Origin of the sequence: Actinomadura fulvescens (assembly GCF_039533225.1) — a bacterium.
Taxonomy (GTDB): domain Bacteria; phylum Actinomycetota; class Actinomycetes; order Streptosporangiales; family Streptosporangiaceae; genus Spirillospora; species Spirillospora fulvescens.
Map to the genome: position 1 here is coordinate 108,709 of NZ_BAAATD010000013.1, position 20,635 is coordinate 129,343.

General features: G+C 67.3%; 17 protein-coding genes. 9 read left to right on the plus strand and 8 right to left on the minus strand.

The window, feature by feature from the left end:
• Positions 1 to 144: 144 nt before the first annotated feature.
• The 3 genes from ABD333_RS37085 to ABD333_RS37095 form a co-directional block, all read right to left on the minus strand.
• Entirely contained in the window at positions 145 to 603 is a 459-nt protein-coding gene (locus ABD333_RS37085; protein ID WP_344547259.1) for a hypothetical protein, read from the minus strand.
• Between the two features lie 132 nt (positions 604 to 735).
• The gene (locus ABD333_RS37090) at positions 736 to 3,294 is read right to left on the minus strand and encodes a NucA/NucB deoxyribonuclease domain-containing protein (RefSeq protein WP_344547260.1); all 2,559 of its coding nucleotides are present in this window, start codon (positions 3,292 to 3,294) and stop codon (positions 736 to 738) included.
• 341 nt (positions 3,295 to 3,635) lie between these two features.
• Complete coding sequence (locus ABD333_RS37095) at positions 3,636 to 3,965, minus strand: hypothetical protein (RefSeq protein WP_344547261.1); 330 nt, start codon at positions 3,963 to 3,965, stop codon at positions 3,636 to 3,638.
• A 2-nt stretch (positions 3,966 to 3,967) separates the two neighbouring features.
• On the opposite strand from ABD333_RS37095, the gene ABD333_RS37100 reads away from it, so the two are divergent.
• On the plus strand, positions 3,968 to 4,213 hold the full coding sequence (locus tag ABD333_RS37100) for a hypothetical protein (protein ID WP_344547262.1): 246 nt from the start codon (positions 3,968 to 3,970) through the stop codon (positions 4,211 to 4,213).
• A gap of 70 nt (positions 4,214 to 4,283) precedes the next feature.
• On the opposite strand, the gene ABD333_RS37105 is transcribed toward ABD333_RS37100, so the two are convergent.
• A complete protein-coding gene (locus ABD333_RS37105; RefSeq protein ID WP_344547263.1) occupies positions 4,284 to 6,053 on the minus strand; it encodes a hypothetical protein in 1,770 nt (589 codons plus the stop codon).
• A gap of 204 nt (positions 6,054 to 6,257) precedes the next feature.
• Here ABD333_RS37105 and ABD333_RS37110 point away from each other — a divergent pair, with 204 nt between their 5' ends.
• A complete protein-coding gene (locus ABD333_RS37110; protein WP_344547264.1) occupies positions 6,258 to 6,434 on the plus strand; it encodes a hypothetical protein in 177 nt (58 codons plus the stop codon).
• A 554-nt stretch (positions 6,435 to 6,988) separates the two neighbouring features.
• On the plus strand, positions 6,989 to 7,957 hold the full coding sequence (locus tag ABD333_RS37115) for a hypothetical protein (RefSeq protein ID WP_344547265.1): 969 nt from the start codon (positions 6,989 to 6,991) through the stop codon (positions 7,955 to 7,957).
• Between the two features lie 1,038 nt (positions 7,958 to 8,995).
• Here ABD333_RS37115 and ABD333_RS37120 read toward each other — a convergent pair.
• Positions 8,996 to 11,077 (minus strand): hypothetical protein, encoded by a 2,082-nt coding sequence (locus tag ABD333_RS37120; RefSeq protein WP_344547266.1) that lies wholly within the window; start codon positions 11,075 to 11,077, stop codon positions 8,996 to 8,998.
• Positions 11,078 to 11,426: 349 nt separating this feature from the next.
• Here ABD333_RS37120 and ABD333_RS37125 point away from each other — a divergent pair, with 349 nt between their 5' ends.
• A complete protein-coding gene (locus ABD333_RS37125) occupies positions 11,427 to 11,738 on the plus strand; it encodes a hypothetical protein (protein ID WP_344547267.1) in 312 nt (103 codons plus the stop codon).
• A gap of 320 nt (positions 11,739 to 12,058) precedes the next feature.
• The gene (locus ABD333_RS37130) at positions 12,059 to 13,063 is read left to right on the plus strand and encodes a hypothetical protein (RefSeq protein ID WP_344547268.1); all 1,005 of its coding nucleotides are present in this window, start codon (positions 12,059 to 12,061) and stop codon (positions 13,061 to 13,063) included.
• A gap of 721 nt (positions 13,064 to 13,784) precedes the next feature.
• Here the strand turns inward: ABD333_RS37130 and ABD333_RS37135 are convergent.
• Entirely contained in the window at positions 13,785 to 14,117 is a 333-nt protein-coding gene (locus ABD333_RS37135) for a hypothetical protein (RefSeq protein ID WP_344547269.1), read from the minus strand.
• A 367-nt stretch (positions 14,118 to 14,484) separates the two neighbouring features.
• Between ABD333_RS37135 and ABD333_RS37140 the strand changes: the two genes are divergently transcribed.
• Positions 14,485 to 15,351, plus strand: a complete 867-nt coding sequence (locus ABD333_RS37140; RefSeq protein ID WP_344547270.1) for a hypothetical protein — start codon at positions 14,485 to 14,487, stop codon at positions 15,349 to 15,351.
• Between the two features lie 182 nt (positions 15,352 to 15,533).
• Positions 15,534 to 16,499 (plus strand): hypothetical protein, encoded by a 966-nt coding sequence (locus tag ABD333_RS37145; protein ID WP_344547271.1) that lies wholly within the window; start codon positions 15,534 to 15,536, stop codon positions 16,497 to 16,499.
• A gap of 220 nt (positions 16,500 to 16,719) precedes the next feature.
• Here ABD333_RS37145 and ABD333_RS37150 read toward each other — a convergent pair whose 3' ends face one another.
• Together ABD333_RS37150 and ABD333_RS37155 are read right to left on the minus strand one after the other, a co-directional pair.
• The gene (locus ABD333_RS37150) at positions 16,720 to 17,892 is read right to left on the minus strand and encodes a coiled-coil domain-containing protein (RefSeq protein ID WP_344547272.1); all 1,173 of its coding nucleotides are present in this window, start codon (positions 17,890 to 17,892) and stop codon (positions 16,720 to 16,722) included.
• On the minus strand, positions 17,889 to 18,293 hold the full coding sequence (locus tag ABD333_RS37155) for a hypothetical protein (RefSeq protein ID WP_344547273.1): 405 nt from the start codon (positions 18,291 to 18,293) through the stop codon (positions 17,889 to 17,891). Before ABD333_RS37155 ends, ABD333_RS37150 begins: the two co-directional genes overlap by 4 nt.
• 185 nt (positions 18,294 to 18,478) lie before the next feature.
• On the opposite strand from ABD333_RS37155, the gene ABD333_RS37160 reads away from it, so the two are divergent.
• Together ABD333_RS37160 and ABD333_RS37165 are read left to right on the plus strand one after the other, a co-directional pair.
• The gene (locus ABD333_RS37160; RefSeq protein ID WP_344547274.1) at positions 18,479 to 19,234 is read left to right on the plus strand and encodes an NYN domain-containing protein; all 756 of its coding nucleotides are present in this window, start codon (positions 18,479 to 18,481) and stop codon (positions 19,232 to 19,234) included.
• The gene (locus tag ABD333_RS37165; protein ID WP_344547275.1) at positions 19,227 to 20,294 is read left to right on the plus strand and encodes a hypothetical protein; all 1,068 of its coding nucleotides are present in this window, start codon (positions 19,227 to 19,229) and stop codon (positions 20,292 to 20,294) included. Before ABD333_RS37160 ends, ABD333_RS37165 begins: the two co-directional genes overlap by 8 nt.
• Positions 20,295 to 20,635 lie beyond the last annotated feature (341 nt).

Sequence of the window (20,635 nt, forward strand, 5' to 3'; positions counted from 1 at the left end):
ACGGGCGCGGTGGGCACCGCCATCGAGGCGGCGGTCGCCACCAGGCCGAGCTCTGTCGCATGCGAGTCGGTGTCCGCGAACACCTCGGCGCCAGGGTCGGTCAGAGCTAAGTTAGGGTCCAAGGTCCTCGGTGGCGGAATATGCCTAGTCGGCCGGCCAGAACTGAAAAAGGAAGGCTTCGTCAATTCCCTCCGCCTCTTCCGCAGCGATGGCACCTACATTCCTGCTCGACTGAGCGCGAAGATTCCACCGTGAACTCGATCGCCCAAGAACGAGGACTTCGGAACCAGGCTCGCCCATCAGTTCAGCCACATGAAGCTCGCCGGTTTCCGTAAAGAACTCTACTGTTCGCACGCGGTCCCAGTCGTTCGGCGTTTTCTCCGTGGTTGGTGGGCCATCCCAGAGTTCCATGCGGACGATTGCTGCGGAACTCGATCCCGATCCGGTGATCATTGCCCCGTTAGGCGCCACCTCAATCCAGTCATGGCCTGGCAGGTCCCACGGTGACTCCCGAGACTCTCCGGCCCCGGCGACATCAATGAGAACGAATTGTCCGTAGTCCAGTGCAACGTTATCTACAACTGAAGCAAACAGACGACTCATCAGAGTTCTCCTCAATTGCGCGCATCTCGGATCCGAGCAGAGTTTCCGACGCAAGCCGCTAAGGATATCGCCCGGTTCGGCGTGCGGTACGCGACTTCCAGAAGAAGTCGCGTACCACGGGTAGATCGCCGGTTAGTAGACCCTTACGAAGAAGCGGTCAGATGCGAGGACGCGATCCCGCTGATAGAAGCGGCCAAGAAGGCGCCCGGCCTTTTGGTTATCTTCAGCATCAATAACTCGCGCCGACCAGTTCGGATAGTTATCGGGCCAATGGGCGGCACCTTCTCTCGTTGAGGCGAACGGAAACTCATCGCAATTGTATTCCGAGCCGTCGTATGAGCCGCAAACTCCCCTGGCTTTGTTGCGGTTCGCATCGATCTTGAGCTGTCCGACGTGCCGGGTGATTTCCTTCCCGTACCCGCCTCCGAGAATAGATTTCACGCCAGCGTATGCCGGGAGGATCGGCGGCGTGTTCTCGAGTGCGTTCTTGATGTGTGTTGCGGTTTGGATTCTGGTCCGATCGGCGAGGTCGTATCGCAGAGAGGGCGTGACCCGGGGCAGCACGCAACCAGACCTGTACCAAGTAATGTATGGCGCTGAATCGCACCGTACGTTGATCACATAGTGGCCGAGTTCCTTGTTGACACCACTAAGAATGATGTCGGCTGCGTAAAAGTAGTCTGCCTTCTTCTCTAGTCCGACGCCTCCGCCGACACGTGTGATCCACTTGGTGTACGGGTTCGCCCGCCACCCGGCGATGGTTGAACTGCGCGCGCCCTCTTGGATCGTCGTCACTTTGGCATTGACCAATGTCCCGCCGGCTGGAGTATCGATCCTGCGACCATTGTAGTACTTGCCTTTTGTGGTGATCTTGTCAATCCTCAGATAGTAGTCGAAGTCTCGCTTACCTTGATACAGGTAGGCGACCCGCGTTACTCTGAAGGAGATGGCGTCGAGCAGCAGTCCGAACCGGTTGTAGCGCCGCGCTCCCGCGTAGGACCACTTGCAGTACACGAGCCGATTTGGGTACCAGCCGTTCGGCTTATTGGCTGCCTTGTTCGCCGAACATTGGTCATAGGTAACACGGTGATACTGGAAGTTCGGTGCAGCCACGGCCGCTGCGGCGGCTTCGGCCTGAGCCTCATCGGTGATTGGGTTTTCAGCGTCATCGCCAGGCGCCCACTTGTCCCCTTCGGCGAGAACCTCCTGGGGCTGGTTCTCTATGGCCGCAATCGGGGTCGTACTCAGATCCGCCTGGTCATCCTTGGGTGGAATCGATTGGACCGGCGCGGAAGGATCTTCAGCCGGGTCAGTCTCGGAAGAGAAGACGGTCTCTGTGTAGGTTTCATCGTCTCTGAAGTAACCTCGCATAGAGGCCTGAATGTGAACGGTCCCGGGGCCTCGGTTCTTGATGGTCACCTTTCCTTCATAGTCGGGGGCTGCCAGATCAAAGCCGGTTGTGCTTTCGGACTTGTCATAGTTGACACTGGAGATATTGGGATCTTCGTCGGATGCGGGATAGACGGTGAGCCATCCGGCATCGGTTGGCTGCCGAGCCTGGATGACCAGAGCCGCCGCCGCCATTGTTTTGGATCCGAGGTCGATGCCTTCGGTGACGTCCACGGTGACCGAGGCCCCAGGAGCAAGGGGGCTGGTTCCGCCTCCCGGCACCCCAGCGCCCGTGAGTGTTTCCACAATGACCTTGGAGGGAATGGCGATGTATCCGGCGCCACCCTGCTCGGTAGCGCCCTTGAAATAGCCTCGCAGTGTCAGCGCCACGTGAACGGTTCCGGCTCCGTGGTTCTGCAGGATCAGCTTTCCGCTACCGGTGAGCTGGGCGACCGTGAAGCTACTGTCTGTCTCGTCGGGAACGTAGTCCACCGTCGGGACCGTGTTGGTGGGCTGGTCGGCGGCGTGAAGCGACAACCAGCCTCGCCCGCCCTGCGACCACGCCACGACATTGAGCGCGACCGCGTTGACGCCGCTGGCCGGAATGCTTCTCTGACCGGCCACATCTATCGTGACCGAGGAGTTCGCGGGGACCGGCGTGGCCTCGTGCGCAGGAGAACCGGTCACATGACCGGGGCGGGTGTCATAGAGATATTCGGTGTCCACGGGGTAGTACTCGTTGCCGGCGTTGGTGTCGGCGGCGTTCAGGAAGTAGCCGCGGACGCCGACCACGATATGGACGGGGCTTTCGCTGTTGTTGACGACCGTTACCTTCCCAGTGCCCGTGAGGCGGGTGAAGTCCTCGCCGGTAGCAGGCTCACCGGGATAGTAGGTCAGCGTGGCCACACTCGCCGGGGAGTCTGAGGGGAAGACCGTGAACCAGCCGGGCTTCTCGATGCCAACTGCCGTGAGATTCAGCGCAACTGCCGCCACCCCCGAAGATGGAATTCCGGCCGTGCCGGCGACCTGGAAGGTGATCTGCCCCTTGCCCGCAACCTTGGCGACGCCGACACCGCCAGTCCCGTAGCGGGTGTCGACGAGCACCGCAGGCGAAACCGCCACGAACTGATTGGCGGACGCTACGTCAGCCCTGGCAGCCGGAACAGCTGGCCTCGCTACGAGCAGCGAGGCCAGTGCGATGAGCAAAGCCAGGACCGCAACCGCGCGCCGCGCGATCCATCGCAACGGACCTGAGTCGGGGGGATGTGACAAAAAGGACTCCTCGATCTTGACGGCGGTCATCGCGCATCTGCGACAGACAGCCATCGAAGTGGATAGAACTACCCAGACCGGTCAGGGCTTGGACACCCTAGCGGAACCAGATCCATCACTCAGGCAAGACCAATGCGCCGCCGGGTGATTCACCCCACCCGGACCCGCGGTAAACCACCGCCTCAACAAGGGCGTCGGATCGAAGCCGCGCATGGCGGTGCCGTCGACATGGCCTTCGGCGGGTATCGGAGTGTGTACGTTCCGAGGTTTCCATCGACCTCGGCAGGTGGTCAGTTCACGATGGTGTGCAGCTCCCCGGGGCCGGTCTGCCATGGGTGGTCTTCGTGCGGTCACTGGCAGCGGATCTATCGCTAGTCCAGCCAGCGGGTCAGGACGGCAAGGACCGCGGCGTGGTCGCGTGGGTCATCCCAGCCGCCGGCTGAAGTGAGCGTGAGCTCCGCGAGGGAGTTGGCGTGTGGCTGGTCGGCGGTGTGCTCCAGGACGGGACCATCTGGGCCATAGACCATGCGCAGGTGCGGGTGCAGGTGCAGTTCCTGACCGCCGAGCGTCTCGAACTCGGAATTGCCCGGGCGGGAGAGGATCGAGTCGCTTATGCCGCCACCGCACCGAGTCGCCGGGGCGTCCCGCGCGGTCGGCCAGGCCCTGCCCCAGGACGGTGAACAGATCCTCCAGTTGCGCACGGGTGATCGGGCTGATGACGCCGACGGTGGTGGTCAAGGTCATGGCCAAATGTCTCTTTGTGATGGCGTCGAACGGCGATGTGGTGCCGCGCCTGCTTGATCTCTCAGTGGTAGACGCCCACGCCGGTGAGGAAAAGTCCGATCGCGACGCTGGCGGCGCTGCCGCCGACCATGATCGTTTTGGGGAAGGTGGCGCCGTTCCAGCAGGCGATGATGCCGGCGGCGAAGGCGATGTTGAGCGCACCTGACAGAGCCAGGAGCAAGCTGAGCACCTGTGCGGGCGTCACTGGCGTGGGCTTCCTTTCCCGCTACCTGCGGTCACGGCCGGGCGGCGGCATCACGGTGCGCCCAATCTCGGACGTCGCGCCAGTGCAGCCGCAGTGGTCCCTTGCTGGTGATGGCGGACCAGAGCTGACTTCCCGGCGGGGGCTGGAAGTCCTCGCCAAGCCCGATCGGGTCGTCCAGCGCCACACGTAGCAGCGCGTCGTACAGCACGCCGGGTCCGGTGCCGCCGTAACCGAAGGCGAAACTGGACCGGTGCCCGGGGGGCAGTGGCACAGGGTCGAACCGCACCTCAGAAGCGGTTTGGATGCGGGCAAGGACTGGTTGGCCGCCTGTGTCGACGTCACTGGTGGCGTCGGCGGCGATGAGGGTGGTGTCGTCCCAGCCTGCGGGCAGCCCCAGTGGCCATTCGGCGTGCCAGCGGGTGTCTCCGGACCAGCGGTCGGCATCGAACAGCGCGACCAGACGTCCGGCGTGGTCTGACAGGAGCTGGCGGACCTGGCTGGCGTCGTGGCCCCGCAGGAGGCGGCGTCCGCGGCGCGTCTTCAGCCGCTGGTCCCACTGCACCTGGGGTTCGGGACGCAAGCTGGCGATCCACTGCTCGGCGACCGGACCGCGTGCCGAGCCGCTCTCGATCACGCAGGTGTCGACGACCAGTCGCGGGTCGTGCGGGACAACGGCGATCTCCAGGAGCGCCAGGGCGCGCGTGAGCGCTTCGCCTTCGGCTTGTGAGTCGGGGTCGGTGGCGAGCAGGTCCGCTTCGGCGGTGCGCAGGGCGGTGAGTTCATCGGCCATCTGCTGTGGGTCCAGGTCAGTGCGCCGTAGCAGGCTGTCCAGTTCGGCTTCCAGTTCCAGTGGCAGTTCAGGGGCGGCCGGCCGGGCGGCCAGGTACCAGCCGTCACCGTGGTCGGGAAGCGCGGCCAGTGCCGTGCGGGTACGGTCACCTACTGCGGCGGTGTCGGCGGCCAGCACGGTGTAGGCCGACGGGTGCGAGGTCGCCCAGCCCAGGCGGCGCGCATCTTGCAGCCGCTGCAGCGCATTCGGCCATGCCCCGGAGGTGTCGGGCACAGTGAGCGTGGTGCGGTAGGCGCAGGCCCGTGTGATCACCTCGGGACGGCGTGTGCCCTCCAGCCAGATAGCCAGGTTCTGGCCGAGCACCCGGGCCACCACTGCGGGGGTGACTTCGCTGTGGTACTCCGCGCGCGGGCGCAGTCGTGTGGCGGTTGACGGCTCGGTCGGCGGCTCGGTGCGGCCCAGTAGCTGCGCCAGCTTGACGCGCAGGCTTCGTTCGATGACCGACTCCTCCGCCTGGGAGTTCGCGGGGGCGGTCAGAAGGCGGTAGCACGACAGCATGGGCGCCCGGCCGTCCTCGTCGAACACGTCGAACAGCCGGTCGGGATCGTGTGCGCGAGCCAGGGAGTGCGGGGCCTGGCCGGGGTCGAGCACGATCAGCGTGTCCTGCCAGAACCGGGGGGCGATCAGGTCGGCGGCACCGAGTGCGATGCGGGCGATGTTGCCCCGCAACGCCTCCACTGGAGCGTCGTCCAGCGGGGTCAGGTAGACCAGGTGACCGTGATCGGTGCCCCACACCACCGCGTGCAGGCCGACCCCCTCGGCGCCGGCGGTCAGCACCGGATGGATGACTCCATGGAACAGCGTCGGAGCCGGGGTCGTGGCGGCCGGAGCGGTATGCAACCACACGGCGTCCGCGCCGGTGGCCCGGCCGGTACTGGCGGCCCAGGCATCGATGGTGGTGGCGAACCACAACGGGCGGTCATCGGCGTCGCGCAGGTCGGGCGTCGGCAACCGACCCTCCGCGAGCAGAGCACGGGCGCGTGAGTCGGTGATGCTGGTGCGCCGCGCGAGCTGAGCGAGCGTATGTGGCTGCGGGAGGGGACGGCTCATGGCCATGGCTGACCAGTTCTCCAAGGGTTCATGACTGCATCGTAACCCAAGGGTTGGGAAACCGCTCGGCCTTGGAGTGACGTGGCTGCTCGCCCGAGGTCGGCGATGCGCTCGGATGTACTCCCGCTGGATCGGCGGCGGAAGCAGTGGTTGCTGGTCACGGTGCGGGACCGGGCCCACATGAACGGCCTGACCCTCGAAGAGACCACCGACTACCTGCGTCACCACGTCGACCTGGCTGGCCGCGCCGACCGCAATGGACCGAAGACTCCGCCAACCTGATCCACACCGCCAGCCGTGGCTGGCTGCGCGCGATCAACAACCTCGCCTGTGCTTGTACGACCTGGCAGGCCTGTCCGGCGAGCTTGGGCAGGAACAGTGTCCGGACGTCGGCGTTGATGTGCTCGGCGGTGACGGCGTCGTCCAGCGTCGGCTCTTAAGGGAGCTCAACCACCTGACCCAGATGACGGAGGAACTGATGGGGAAGCCAGGCTCGCGACGCGTTCGACAAGAACTGCGAGGAGGTCAACCGGCTGCTGGAGGTGTCCGAACGCGAAGGCCGCGCTGCGTTCGCAGCTGTCCCGGCGTATCGGCCTGGCCAGGCGCCTCCGCGCACGCGTCGTTACCCGGTTGCGCACCGGTGTCGCCGACCTCGTAGCCCTGGTCGACACCCACCAGCTCGGCTGACCGCTGCTGCTGCATTCATGGCAGTTGTTTGTCCTGCAGTGTCGGGGGCCAGCCGGTGTTGATCGAAGGGCGCGGCGGAAGGGCGCTGATGCTGGACAATCACAAACTCTGCACCGATCGAGGCGAAGTAACTATGTCTGGAGTCAGTGATGACGCAAGCGATGTGGAACTACGACCGGTTCGTGAGCAAGGCACGACTCTATTTCCAGCGCGCAGAAGACCATCCCGCCGCTGATGAGGCGGCCACGCTGTGGCTGCTGCTGGGCTTGGAGTTCTTGATGCGGGCACCGTTGGCGCGGGTGCATCCGACCCTGCTGGCCGAGACCTCGCGCAACGACTCGGCCTCCCTTATGCACGCGGCCGGTTTCTCGTCCGGTTCACCCAACGACAAGATCAAATCCATTGGCATCACGACGGTGTGCGCGCGACTTCTGCAGGTGGTGGACGGCTTCGCCGAGGTTCGCAATGACGCTGCCCATCTGATCAATCTGCGCAACTCTGAACTGCACACCGCTGATGAGCCTCTGGGCGTCGCCGCCGAGCTCTGGCTGCCACGGTTCGTGCGTGTGGTTGAGACGATCTGCCGTCACCTCGGCGAGGAACCGACCAATCTGGTGGGTCCTGAATTGATGGGCCATGGCCGCGGGCTGGTCCAGGAACAAAACGAACGACTGCGGCACGAGGTCCTTCAACGCATCAAGGAGGCCGCCGAGGGCTATGCCGCCTCGTCTACCGAGCAAGGCGGCCTCTCCGTCGCTTCGTCTGCGAGCCCGAGCGGAGGGCTCTTCGGAACCTTTGCGGTCTGGGAGCTCATCGACCCCGACGAACCGATCCGCCACGAGGACACCAGCTGCCCAGCCTGCGGGTCACAGGCTGACCTCGTGCTGCAGCGCGTCCGCGCCACCAGCGAACGAATCATCGACGGACAGCTTCACCGTGTCGTCGTGTACCTGGCCACGGGTCTGTCCTGCCCAACCTGCACTCTCAAGCTGACCGGCACTCCAGAGATCGCCGCCGCAGGTCTAGACCAGCAGCACATCCGAACAGTGCAGGAGAGTCTTGAGGAGCGCTACCTGGGCAACCTTGAACCCGACTATGACTACGACGACTACCGCTGACTTGGGAGCGGACGGCACCGCGAAGCCCGGTCAGCAAGGCCGGCGGGCCTCTGTGCGACCAGCGCATTGCAGGCAGGGCGCCGTGTGGAGCATTTGGGCGGTCAGTGTAGAAGGCGGCCGCCGCCAGTCTCCCAGGCGCGCCCCCGGCCGCTGGCGGCCGGGGCGTGGTGGTTGCGGCGATCCTGCTGTTGGCCTCGCTGGCCGCCGCGGGGCTGGGCCGCTCCCTCAGGCCAGCAGCAAGTCGCCTCCCATCGTTGTGACCGTCACTGCGAGTCCGACTGCCGCGTCCCCAACGCCTTCGGTTCCGGCCACCTCGGCTCCGCCATCGTCCAGAGCCTCGCCGCGTCGCAGCGCTGCTTCGGCCAAATCCGCCAAGCCATCGCCGCACCGGGCGCGGCCCACGGCTCGGTCGGCGCCGTCTGCTCCTCGTGCCACCCGTAAACCGCCGTCCAGGACCAATCCGTACAGGGCTGGTGCCCCCTCCGCGGTGAGCGAGGAAACATCATCGGCTACGTCCGCTGTCCTGGCTGAGTGCGTGGTGAAGAACCGGTTCTTCACCACGCACTTAACCATCCGAGCGGTCAAAGGAGCACTCAGTGACCGTCCCGTCAGTTACTCCCGAGGCTGCTTCCAGCCTGAGGCACGGATGCGGTTGTCTGGCGGCTGGAGGGTGGCGCGGATCCATTCCTCGGCAGCGGCCGCGGCATCGACGGCATCGACGGTGACTGTGGCGACGAGAGCCCAGCGCCAGCGGCTGGCGACTCCGGGCCTGTCGTGTCGGTGCCGGGTGATGCGTTTGGCCAAGGGTTGGATGGTCCGCCCGACATACCGGAATCCACCGTGGGTATCCAGAGCGAGGTACAGCAGCGGACCGTGCGGCAGATCGGCTGGTAGCCGCGCGGGTAGCGGCCAGGCCAGGGGTTGCAGCCGGGCTGCGACGGGGGTCGGTCAGGACCCGGTTGACGGGAGTGGAGGCGAGGAGCCGCTGCCACATCACCGCGGTGGGGTGGTTGGCCGTCAGGCGCCGGGGACGGGTGCTCATTCGTCGTCCCCGTCGTCGAACAACGGAGGCTCGGGGTCCGCGGGCGGTGAATGCAGCAGCAGGGCGTCGCCGAGCTCGCGGGCCTTGTCGATCAGCAGCTTCCAGTCGGCCTTACGTCCGAAGGGGTGTTCGGTGAGCTTGGCCGGATAGTCGGGGACCTCGCCCTTGAGCTGTTCGACGGCGGCCGCAGCGCGGCCGATGAGGTCGTTGACCGTGGAGCGGCGGTGCTCGTTGCGCTCCTCACGAGACAGCGTGGTGCCCTGCTGCTCCGCGCGGAGAAGCCTGCGCCCTTCAGCGGCCCGCTCAGGATCGGCCTGGTCGAACAGATGCCCTTCGAGCAGAGTCGTGACGCCCTGGCCGGACTGAACAGACCGTCCTGTGTCGTCCACCAGGTAATAGGTGTAGGCGGCGCCAGTGGTGCGGCCAGTTCCGGGCCCGCCAGCGCGCGTGTGGTCGAAGGTTCGGATGACCTGGCCAGCCTGCAGGCGGCCGTGCCGGGTGTCGGCCCACGTCGACAGCAGGACCGGCGGGGCGGCACGGTAGGTCACTCCGTCGGCGCCGAGTTTGCTGCCGCGGTCGCGGGTGAGGATGCCGTCGGCCAGCAGGGCGGTGCCGGCCAGCACCTGCAGGGTGAGCCTGGCAGCGGTGTCGCCGACTTCCGCCCGGTTGATGAGCTCGTCGACGTGTTCGTAGACGGGACCCTCGTCCCATTCCTCGAAGATCTCCGGCGACAGGACACCGCCGTTGCGCCACGCGTTGCGGGCGGTGTCGGTGGTCTCCGGCTTGGTCCATCGCCAGGGCACGTCGACCAGGACGCCGATGAAACCCGCGTAGCGTTCCGGCTGTATTGACCTGACGCCTTGGTCCCCACGAATGAATAGCCTGGCCTCGTCGTCCACGCCGGGTTCGGTAAGGGTGTGCACGATCTCCGCGGCCCGCCACAGAGGCCGGGCGCGGCCGGTGCGCGGGTCGACGACCAGGTCCCGATCCGCGCCGGGAAAGAGCTTGGCGATCTCACCGTCGGTGAGCGGGCGGTTCTCGGCGAGGTGGATGAACGCCTCGGACACGTGCCCGGCCTGGTAGAGGTGTTGCACCGTCCGCTGGGCCGTTACGGAGTCCTTGGAGGCCTCGCGCCACGGGTTGACGCTGATATGGCGGGTGCTCTGGGCCGCGGTGATCGCTGCGGGCAGCTCGTTGGTGTTGTCCTGGCTGAAGTCAGCGCCGACGATGAGCCGAACCGGAAGCCGGCGGGCCTGGAGTTGACGAAGCACCGGCATGGTCAACCCGTCCGGCCGCTGATAGGCGAGGTTGGCCGCCTCGGCCTGCCGCAAGTAGGCTGTTCGGCGCTTGCGTGCGGTCATGGTCAGCGCGTTGCGCAGCTCGCGTGCTGTGAGCGCGATGTTCTCAGCCGGTGTGAGGTCGGCCTGGTAGTAGCGGACGAGCGCGGCGCTGGCGGCGCGGGAGGTCCCGTCGTAGAGGGCGGTCAGGAACAGCGGCGGGCTGCCATTGGTGAACCGGACCTCGGCCAGAACTGCTTCGACCGGAGTCATCACCCCGTGGCCGATGATGCTGTCGCTGTAGTCGGCGCCCGGATCGTTGAGAGTCTGCTTGACCGTCGCCTCGACCAGGCTCTCGGCATCGGCTACCGAGTCGAACTCGACGATGAGCTGCGCCTGCAGCCGACCGGTCTCGTCGCGTGCACCGGAGCGCCTCGGCGCGTTCGGCAGGCCACGCAGCAAATAGTCCAGCCGCGGATTGCCCAGCACGAAGGACGGGGCCGCAGCATCGGCCTCACCCTCAAGGAAGTACAGGTGGGAGGCTCCAGCGTACTGAGAGCTCAGGCCGTCGATACCGGCCTCGAAGGTGGCCATGCGGATGACCCGGGGCAGATCAATGAACAGCCCGACAGCGGTCTCAATGGCGGGCTTGGTGAGATTGACGTGCGGGTTGTCGTTGAGCTTGCGCTTCAGCGCGGTGAGCTCTTTGGGGTCGGGCAGCGGAAGCGGCTGGGGATCGCGCTCGACCAGGACCTGGTCGCCGTTCTCGATCGTGATGGTCCGAGAACCGTGGCTTTCCATGGCAGAACGTCCTTGAGGGCGTATTGCCGGGTGTGCTCGTTCACACGACGGCTACCCCGGGCCACAGCTCGGGGACATGGGCGACCCTGCGCCCACGCGAAACCAGCGGCATCCGCAAGGCCGGGTGAGTCCGGTCATCGAGGGAGGTCACGGTTTCCACCCGCTCATCCCAGGACCGCTGCTGGTAGCCCTCATGCCTAAAGAGGCACAGACGCCCGTCGCGTACACCTCATCGTTCTAGGCGCGATGCTACGCCCAGGCCCTGACATATCGAGGGCTCTCCGGAGAAACGACTGGGCACAGGCCAACTCCAGCTTCACAGGAACATTGGCCAATCCGCTTCTTTCTCATGGCAAACCCGGGAATCACCGATGTGCAGGCTGCTGCCCGAGCCGTGATCGAGCGTCAGATGAATGAGCGCCTGGCCGTCGAGAAGCTCCTGGAAGGCGAGCAGACACCAGAAGACGAACTCGCCGTCCAGCTTGCCCAGGTCCAACAGGATCGAGTCCGTGACTGGGCCGACGCTGAGTGGCTCGGCTGGACCTCCGGAGAACTCGACCGCCTGGTGTTCCTCGACACGATGGTGATGTCCGAGGTCTGTGAGTCACTGCAGGTGACCGGGTCCGGTTCTCGTGTGCAAAGACGTGGTCAGCACGAATAGTTGCGTCGTGAGGCGCGGCGATCATGTTGTGACGATGCGAATCGATCGATTCGTTTGAATTGGCCCCGGCGTTGGCCTGGTGTCAGCGCGACCACGTTTTGGAACACTGCCAAATGGAGTTCAATGCAGCGTCAAGACTGGCCTCGCTGCGGGTGTCGCCCCGTGGAGTGGCGCAGGCAGCGGGCCATGCTGGCTGGCAGGGATTTGTTCCGGGCGTCGTGAACGCCTCGTCCAGGTGATCGGCCCGGCTGTGATCACTGACGGACCCGAGGGGCAGCTGGCCCCACCACGGCTTCGTATCAGCTGAGCAGAAGTGACGCATGCGCTTCTCCGACAACGCCGGGCCGGGCGGCGACAGGGGAACCGACATGTCCTTTTCACCGTTGGAGCAACGAATGATGCGCCGTGCGCTGACCGGCGAACCCATCACTGTGGCCGGCAGGCAGCTGGCGGCGCACGCCAATGACCAGCCACTCATCCCGGCCGCCCAGCCGCATCAAGCAGCTTTCGAGACCTCGCTGCTGATCACTTGGGGCTTTTGCGACTACAGCCACTGGGACGAGACCGCCGCCGAAGGCAAGGCCCGCCAGACCAGGTATCCGCCGTTCGGGATGCGCTACCTGATCCCCAAGGCTTCGGCACTGGAGATCAGCGTTCACCCCTACCTCCTGCCGCAGTTCATCGACGTGGTGTTGCCGAAGATCGAGCCAGGCGGTGATGAGATCTACGGCATGCCCGGATTGCGCGCTAACGTCCAAGAGCGCTCGGTGGTGCTGCACAGACCGCACCTGGCGGGACTGATCCGGGTGCTCGTCACCAAGGACCGCTGGAACACGGCCGCCAAACTGGCGCTGGAAGGGGTCGACCGGCAGCGCACACCCTGGCTCACCGACCCCGACGCCTGGCACCCCATGGAAGCAGCACACCACCAGCGCTACGCACACCTGCGCGATTTCGGTGCGGACGGTAACCAATTCCTGTCGGGACTGCTACGCAGATGCCACGCACTCAACTCCAGCAGCCACACCCCCTACTGGCACCTGTGGTCGAACCGCCACTCGGTCCAACTGGAATGGCGGGGCGGCGCCACCCACCAGACGGTACTGGAGCGGCTACTACACCCACAGTGCGGGCTGGACGCGACACTGGAGGATCCCTCAGCCGCCTGCCGCTGTGATGACACATCGGACTACGACAATCAGTGCTACTCGGTCCCGATTCTCAGCCCCAGCGGCATCAGCCTGAATCTGCGCCGACAACGTCCGTACCGCGCGGAGAAGCGGGCCCTGGCCTCACGCCTTCGACGCCTACGCCCCAGTCGATGACCAGAGTGGTGGGCCGGAAGGGCATCGCGGCGCCGGCCGGAATGGCGCGCGTGAGGCCGCCCGGCCGCATTGGGCGCCGAGTGCGTCGCCGAGCTCGGGCATCTGCGGATAGTGCGTTCGACGGCCGGGTGGGCCGTAGCGGTGGCTGATCGCCTCGGCGGCCGACTGGCGGCCCGCAACGTCATGGCCTTGCTACCCGAGCCGGCGAAAGCGGGCGGGCCGGACCCGCCAAGGCATCTCCTCCGCCTCTGATTCCGGCTGCGCGTTCTGCCAGGCGGTCAGTTCAGGAGCGTCTGCCGTCGGGTCCGGTCCGCCATGCAGGGTCTTCGTACTGCCACAGGCAGTGGGTGCCAAGGGGGCGGCGGGCCGAGGACAGGTTCGGGAAGGCGGGCTACCTGCTGGGCGCCGTGCCGAACTGACCGCGGCGCCGAAGTGCGACCGGCCCCTGTACATCTGCTCCCACACCGACCTCGAAATCAAGCGTCCGCACCGGCGGATGGCATGGGCTCAAAGTGACCTCGGCGGTGCTGGCCAGCTGACGGTCAGCGCCTGGGTGCATGCGGGCGTAAACGTCGCAGCCGAGACACTCCAGCAGAGGCGTGGCGGTCTCCCGGTAGAGGGCCCCAGTCGACGACGGCGCCGGTGTTATCGGTGGCGCCGGTGTTGTCGGCGGTGTCGGTGGCAGGGCTGACGCCGGCCAGGAACGCGGCCGCGAATCTGATCAACGCATCGGCTTCGGCCAGAGTGAGGGTGTAGGGCAGCGCAGAGTCAGGCCGCAGCAGGGGGGCACCGGCTGCTGCGGCCAACGACCCTCCTCTGCTCCGGCGTCGAACCGCTCGTCGTCACGATGCCTCAGACCCTCCAACACGGTCTTGATCTGGGCGTCGGTCGGATAGGCGTCGAAGGATGCGGCCTCGGTGAGGACCTGGTGGGTGTCGGCGTCGAGAATGTCGAAGCCAAGCCCGCTGGTGTCGTTCCAGCTGATGCGTTGAACCCCCACGCGGTGTCCGGCGATGGTGTGCGCGCCGAGCAGGGTTTCTGTGGCCCTCTTCACGGCGTCCTCCTGAGATGGCTGCGCGCTGGACAGCCCTTCGGGGGGGGTCCGGCCGGCTGCCGTCCGCCGTGCCGGAGCGGCGGCTGCAACGGGGTGAGTCGCGGTGGGATGGGCAAGTCCGCGGCCACTTTGCAGTCGCCGCTGCGGTGGGACAGGCTGGTCCGCCGGGCGCCTCCGGGGGCTGCCGACGTTCGCTGTCGAGGCGGGTGGCATGCGCAGATGAGGGCGGCATCTGCCACGCATGTTCCCCGGCGGGGGCCGCGCCGCTCTCTTGGTGATCTGGCCGAGGTGTCTGCCGCAGTGCTGTATGTGGTCCCGACTCGAAACCTGATTGCCGCCAGTGGAGGGTGGTCCTTAACCTCGTGCGGTGAACGAAACGGACGAGGCAGAACTGCAGGACCTACGCCAGCTCCTGCGGATGCTGGACAACATCGACCCATGGATCGAGGTGGTTAGGTCCGACGAGTCATCACGTCCGTGGACGGCCGATGACCGCAGTCCGCTGGCCACGGACGACCAGCGCACCCATCCCTACCGACTCAGCCACCGGGCCTGGATGGCCATCGGTGTCGCGGTCGACTTCCTGCACTGCCTCCGCCGTGGCCTCCTCCACGAACTCCACGACGGACAGGCCCATGTCCTCCTGCATTCCTACGCCCAGCCGGCCGTGATGCGAGGTGCGGTGGAGAACGCCTGCTGCGCGGTCTGGCTGCTCGGCCCGCCAACACGATCGGAGCGGGTGACCAACCGGCTCACACTGGAGTGGAACGAGCTCAAACCGGCGTACCGGCTGCGTGAACTAGCCCATAGCCAGCCCTCCAGAACCATCGAGCAGCGCCAGCGGCAACTGATTGATCTGCTGCTCACCGCGAACCCTTGCACGGCGCAACCGGAACAGGATCCGCAGATGGCCGCCGAACGCACGGCCCGCAATGCGTTCAACAACGGCGGCGGCTACGTGCGGATGGTCAGACGTGCCGGAGAACTCACGCCACACCTTGGCGCAGATATCGCAGAGGCCACCTGGCGGATGTGCAGCGCCCTTGCCCACGGCGACTCCAGCGCCACCATCGGGTTCCTGGACACCGAGATCGTCGAGCAGGTCCAGCCGGGCATCAAACTCGTGCGGACCTCCCCCTCGCTCCAAGCGCTGGCCAGCGCGACGGCGATCGCGATGCTTTTGACCACCAGAGCGTTCGAGCTATTCGGCACTCGCCGGCGAGCACCGTACTGACCACATCTCGGCGCACAGCATTACCGGCTGCGATGAACGGCACAACGCAGCCCGGCGGAGCGAGAGCGCGATGACGGCCATGGACCGGTACTAATGCTGGACAATTCGCAAATATTGGTCCTACGCCCGGCGGTAGCGGCAGGTACCACCGGGTTCGAAGCAGGCAAAGTCTGGAGCTGGTGATGACACAGGCGATGTGGGGCTACGACCAGTTTGTCGGCAAGACACGGACCTACTTTCGGCGAGCGGCAGAACATCCCGCTGTTGACGAGGTCGCTACGCTGTGGCTGCTCTTGGGCTTGGAGTTCCTGTTGCGAGCGCCGTTGGCGCGGGTGCATCCGACGCTGCTCGCGGATCGCGGCTCAGAATCGATCATGCACGCGGCCGGCTTCCCCTCCGGTCCCTCGGCCGGCAACGTCAAGTCCATCGGCATCGCGGAAGTGTGCAAGCGACTTCTGCAGGTGGTAGACGGTTTCGCCGAGATCAAGGACGACGCCGCGCATCTGATCACGTTGCGCAACGCTGAGCTGCACACCGCTAGCGAACCGCTGGCCATCGCCACTGAGCGCTGGCTGCCTCAGTTCGTGCGTGTTGTGGAAACGATCTGCCGCCATCTCGATGAGGAAGCGGCAGAGTTGGTGGGTGCCGAACTGATGAGCCATGGCCGCGGCCTAGTCCAGGAGCAGAACGAACGACTGCGGCACGAGATCGGTCAACGCATCAAGGAGGCCGTCGAGCGACATGCCGCAGTGGTGGCTGAGCACGAAGGCATCGCCGTCCTTCCGTCAGTGCATGGCAGGCCGAAGGAACGGCTCTTCGGGGACTTCCGGGTTTGGGAGCTCATCGATCCCGCCGAACCGATTCGCCACGAGGAGGCTGCCTGCCCAGCCTGCCGGTCGCAGGCTGACCTCGTGCTACAGCGCGTCCGCGCCACCAGCGAACGGGTCATCGACGAACAACTCCACCGTGTCGTGGTGTACCTGGCCACAGGCCTGTCCTGCCCTACCTGCGCCCTCAAACTGACAGGCACTCATGAGATCGCCGCTGCAGGACTACCTCAGCAGCACACACGAACTGTGCAGGAAAGTATCGAAGAGCGCTACCTGGCAAACCTCGAGCCCGACTACGAGTACGACTACCGCGACTGATGCCGAGAGAATTTGCGCCCGTGGATCAGGTCGCTCGACCCCTGGATGCCGGAGGCGATGAGGTCGTTGACCTACAGACCGATCAGCGCGGCGGGCGGGGCTGGCGCGGTGATGGGTTGGCTTGAAGCCGCACTCAGCTGCGCTGAGTCCGATCGGGGGTAGCTGCGTGGTTTGCGACTCAGTACGGGCAGGGTGACCTGCACCAGCTTGGAGCCGCCCATCATCGGCCTGTTTCGTGTCGGGGATTGGCGTCATCGGCGGTCGCCTGGCTCGGCTTCGCCTGAACCGTGGCCAGGGCGGCCTCGGCGCGTACGGCGCGCTCGCGCTGGGCGGCCTCGGCCTGCTGGGCGGTGTCGCGGTCGCGGTGGGCGGTGTCGCGTTCGGCGGTCAGCAGCCGGATCTCGGTGGTGCTGGCGGTGCGCAGTTCGGCGAGTTCGGCCTGCAGTCGCTCGGCGCGGTCTTCGGCGCTCTGGCGGCGGGTGTCGGCCTGCAGTACCTGGTGCGCGGCGGCTTCTTCGGCAGCCTGGACGTCGCGTGCGGCCTGTGCCCTGACTGTGTCCAGCTCGGCTTGTGTCCGCTGCAGCCGTCCGGCGAGGTCGGAGAGCCGGGCCGTCTGCTCGGTGAGCTGTTGCTGAGCGGCGGCCCGCTCGATGATCGCGGCTTCCAGCCGGGCCGCCTTGTCGTCGTGGTCGGCGCGCACGGTCTGCAGCTCGTCGGCCAGCGCGGTGGCGCGGGCGGTGGCTGCGGCGGCCGCCGCCCGGGCCTCCTCGCGCGCGGTGACGGCGGTGTCGCGTTCGCTTTCGGCGATGCCGCGGGCGTGCGCGTGGTCGGCGGCCGTGGCGGCGGCCTCGGTGATGGCGCGTTCGGCGTCGGCGGCCGCGCGGCGGGCGTCGCGTTCGGCCTTGTCCTTGGCGAGTTCGGCGTCGCGGGCGGCCGCGAGCGCCGCGCGCTCGCGGTCACCGGCCGCCTGGGCCGCGGCCTTGGCCTCGCGAGCATCGTTACGGGCGTCGGCCTCGGCGGTCTCGGCGGCCTGCACCCGGGCTGCCAGGCCGCCGCGGACCTCATCCAGCCCTTCCAGCAGCGCGGCCAGGTCGGTGGCGGTGGCGCGCAGCCCGGGTGCGGCGCGGTCGGCGAGCTGCTCCAGTGCGCGCAGGGCGCCGTCGGTGATGGCGCGGTCGGCGCGGCGGCGCAGCTGGGCGGCGCGGTCGGTGTGCGGCTTGCCGCAGAACTTGGGCGGCTTGCCGCCCTTGCGGCGGCCGCGTTCGTCGACCGGCACCGGCGGCGGCGGGTTGTCGCAGCGCTCCCCCAGCTCGTTCAGGCCGCAGCGCCAGCCGCCCTGAGGACCTGCATCGCGGTCGGGCGCAGCTACAGCGTCGGTGGGGTCGGGGGTCATGCGGGGCCCGGGCCCTTCTGCGGGGCGCGGTGCGGCGTCAGCGCGGCTCCACCGCTGGCTGGCGGGCCTGGCAGGTCGGCGACCAGGAAGTCCACCGTTTCCAGGGCCTTCACCGCGGCCAGGGAGGCGACCAGGTCGGGCAGCTGGCGGGCCAGGCGGGTCGCGGCGGCGAGCAGTTCCGCGGGGTGGTCGATCGCGGGCAGCCGGCCGGTGCCGGCGGGCAGGGTGGCGGTGAGCGTGCGCAGCTCGCTGCCGAGGTCGCGCAGATCGGCGGCGGCGCGGCGGCGGGCTTCGGTGATCTCGGTGCGGTAGCCCTGCGCGGCCAGGTGCGGCGGCAGCGCGCGCTGCGGGACGGGTGCCGTCTGCGGTGTGGGGTCGTCGGCGGGGGTGCCGGTCGTCATGAACGCCTCCCGGGCGGTCGCGGCGGGCCGTGCGCCCGGCGCGCACCTGAGCCTAGCGTAATCACGATCGCGAGCACGAATAATGTTTCGCGACATCGCGTTAGCGAAACCGTCATCTACTGTGGCTTGGGTTAAGGGAGGCTTCTTCCAAGCCGCGAACGGTGTTCGTCCTCTAGGATCGATCTATGACCGACGTCACCGCCGGCCCACCGGCGCCGGGCGCCTCCCCCGGACAGGGCGCCGAGCCGCCCACCGATCAAGCCACCGACCAGGCCACCGCGGCGACCGGCGGCCCCGTGCCCGCCGCGACCGGCGTGCCGACGCCGCGGGCCGTCGCGGCGCGGCTGGCCCGGCCCGGCGCCGAGCCGCAGCGCCCGGCCGCGCTGCCCGCGCCGGGCCGGGTGTTCGCCTACGTCGACAACTCCAACGTGTGGATCGAGGGCCAGCGGCTGCAGGCGGTGCGGCTCGGGCACGCGCGCACGCCGCAGCACGCAATGGCCAACCAGATCACCGCCCCCTGGCGGTACGACTTCGGACGGCTGTACGAGCTGGCCTGCCCGCCAGGAAGCATGGTCGGCCGGTCCTTCCTGGTCGGCTCCAAGCCGCCGCCGGGCGACTCGGTCTGGAACCGCGCCCGCAACGAGGGATTCCACGTCCTCACCTACGACCGCAACGCGGCAGGCAAGGAGAAGCAGGTCGACGCCAGCCTGCTCACCTGGCTGCTGGACGACTCCTACCAGCACATGGACGCCGCCCGCGGCGACCTGGCCGTGCTTGTCGCCGGCGACGGGGACTTCCTTCCCGCGGTGAATTCCCTCCAGCGGCGTGATCTGACGGTCCGGGTGCTGAGCTGGGAGCATGCCTGCAGCCGCGCGCTGCGCGAGGGCGCCGACGAGTTCCTCCCCCTCGACCCGTACTTCGGCTGGCTCACCAATGCCTGACCTCCGCGACGCCGCGCGCGACGACCGGCACGGCACGCACCGATTCCGGCTGATCCTGGACTGCCCCACCGGAGTGGAGGCGCACAACTGGGCCGCGATCCAGACCGCACTGGACCGGCTGCGCCGTGCCCTGCAGTACGAGGACCACGAGCAGGTGATCGGTACCGCCAAGGAACTGGTCGAGACGGTCGCCCGGGTCGTGCTGACCACCCGCGGCGAGGCGATCACCGACGCCCTCAAGTACCGGGACGCGGTCAACCAGGCGCACCTGGCGCTGGCCCGCCAGCCCGGATCCGATCTGACCGACAACGAGCACCTGCGGGCCATGGTGCAGAGCGCCAAGATCTGCGCCATCCAGCTGAGCGAGTTGCGCAACTCCCACGGCACCGGCCATGGCCGCGCCGTGGCGCCGGAGATCGTCGAAGAGATGTGGCAGGTCGGCGTCGACGCCGCGCTGCTGTGGACGCACTGGGCGCTGCGGCGGCTGGACGTGATGTCCCAGGGCCTGCCCGACCCGCTGATCCGCGACCTGGCCGACGGTACGAGCTTCTACCGCCGCGACCTGGCCGAGCGGCTGCGGGCCGCCAACCTGGCCGCGCTGGATCCGCCCGAGCAACGGCGGATCGGCCTGGCGGTGGCCCGCCGCGCGATGGGGCAGACCAACAACGTGCGCCGTGAGGGCATCGAGGCGTGCGCCGATAGCAGCGACCTGACCGCCTGGCCTCCCGCCTACCGTGCGGCCGCGTTCGAGGGGCTCTTTCTCAACGAGCGCGGCCTGATCACCCTGGACGACTGGTCGGCGCGGTGGGCGGCTCGGCTGCTCAGCCCGCTTGAGGACGAGTCGGCCGCGATCATCGCCGACCTGGTCGGCAAGCTCCGCGAGGACGACGATTTCTACCCCCCGATGTACCTCAACGACCCTGCGGGCCTCCACGCCACGTTGGTGGCGAGCCGATCTGAGCTGCCGGTGGCTGCGCAGAAGCCATGGGATGACCTCACCGCCGTCTTCGATCCCGACAACTACCCCGACGACGACCCGGACCCGGGTGCGAAGGATTGAACGCCCCTTCGCCGGCCCTCCCCCGCCACCGGCTGCCGTACCGAGCCACCCCATATGAAGGTGCGAACGATGACCTCGCCCGAACCTGGCACGTTGACATCCAGAACCCTGGAACCCGCGGCCACGACCAGGTTCTTGCCGCAGGTGCATCCCGACGCGGTGGCGCGCACCGCCGTCCGGCTCGACCGCGGTGAACTGGTCACCTACTCCATCGCCGAGGCACCCAGCGGACGTCGTGCGGCCGAGCTCTGGGGCAACCGGGCGCGCGGCCAGGGACCTCGCGGTGCCTGGTCCAGACGGATATGCGCTACTCAGCCAGGCGGAGATCGACGGCAACATCT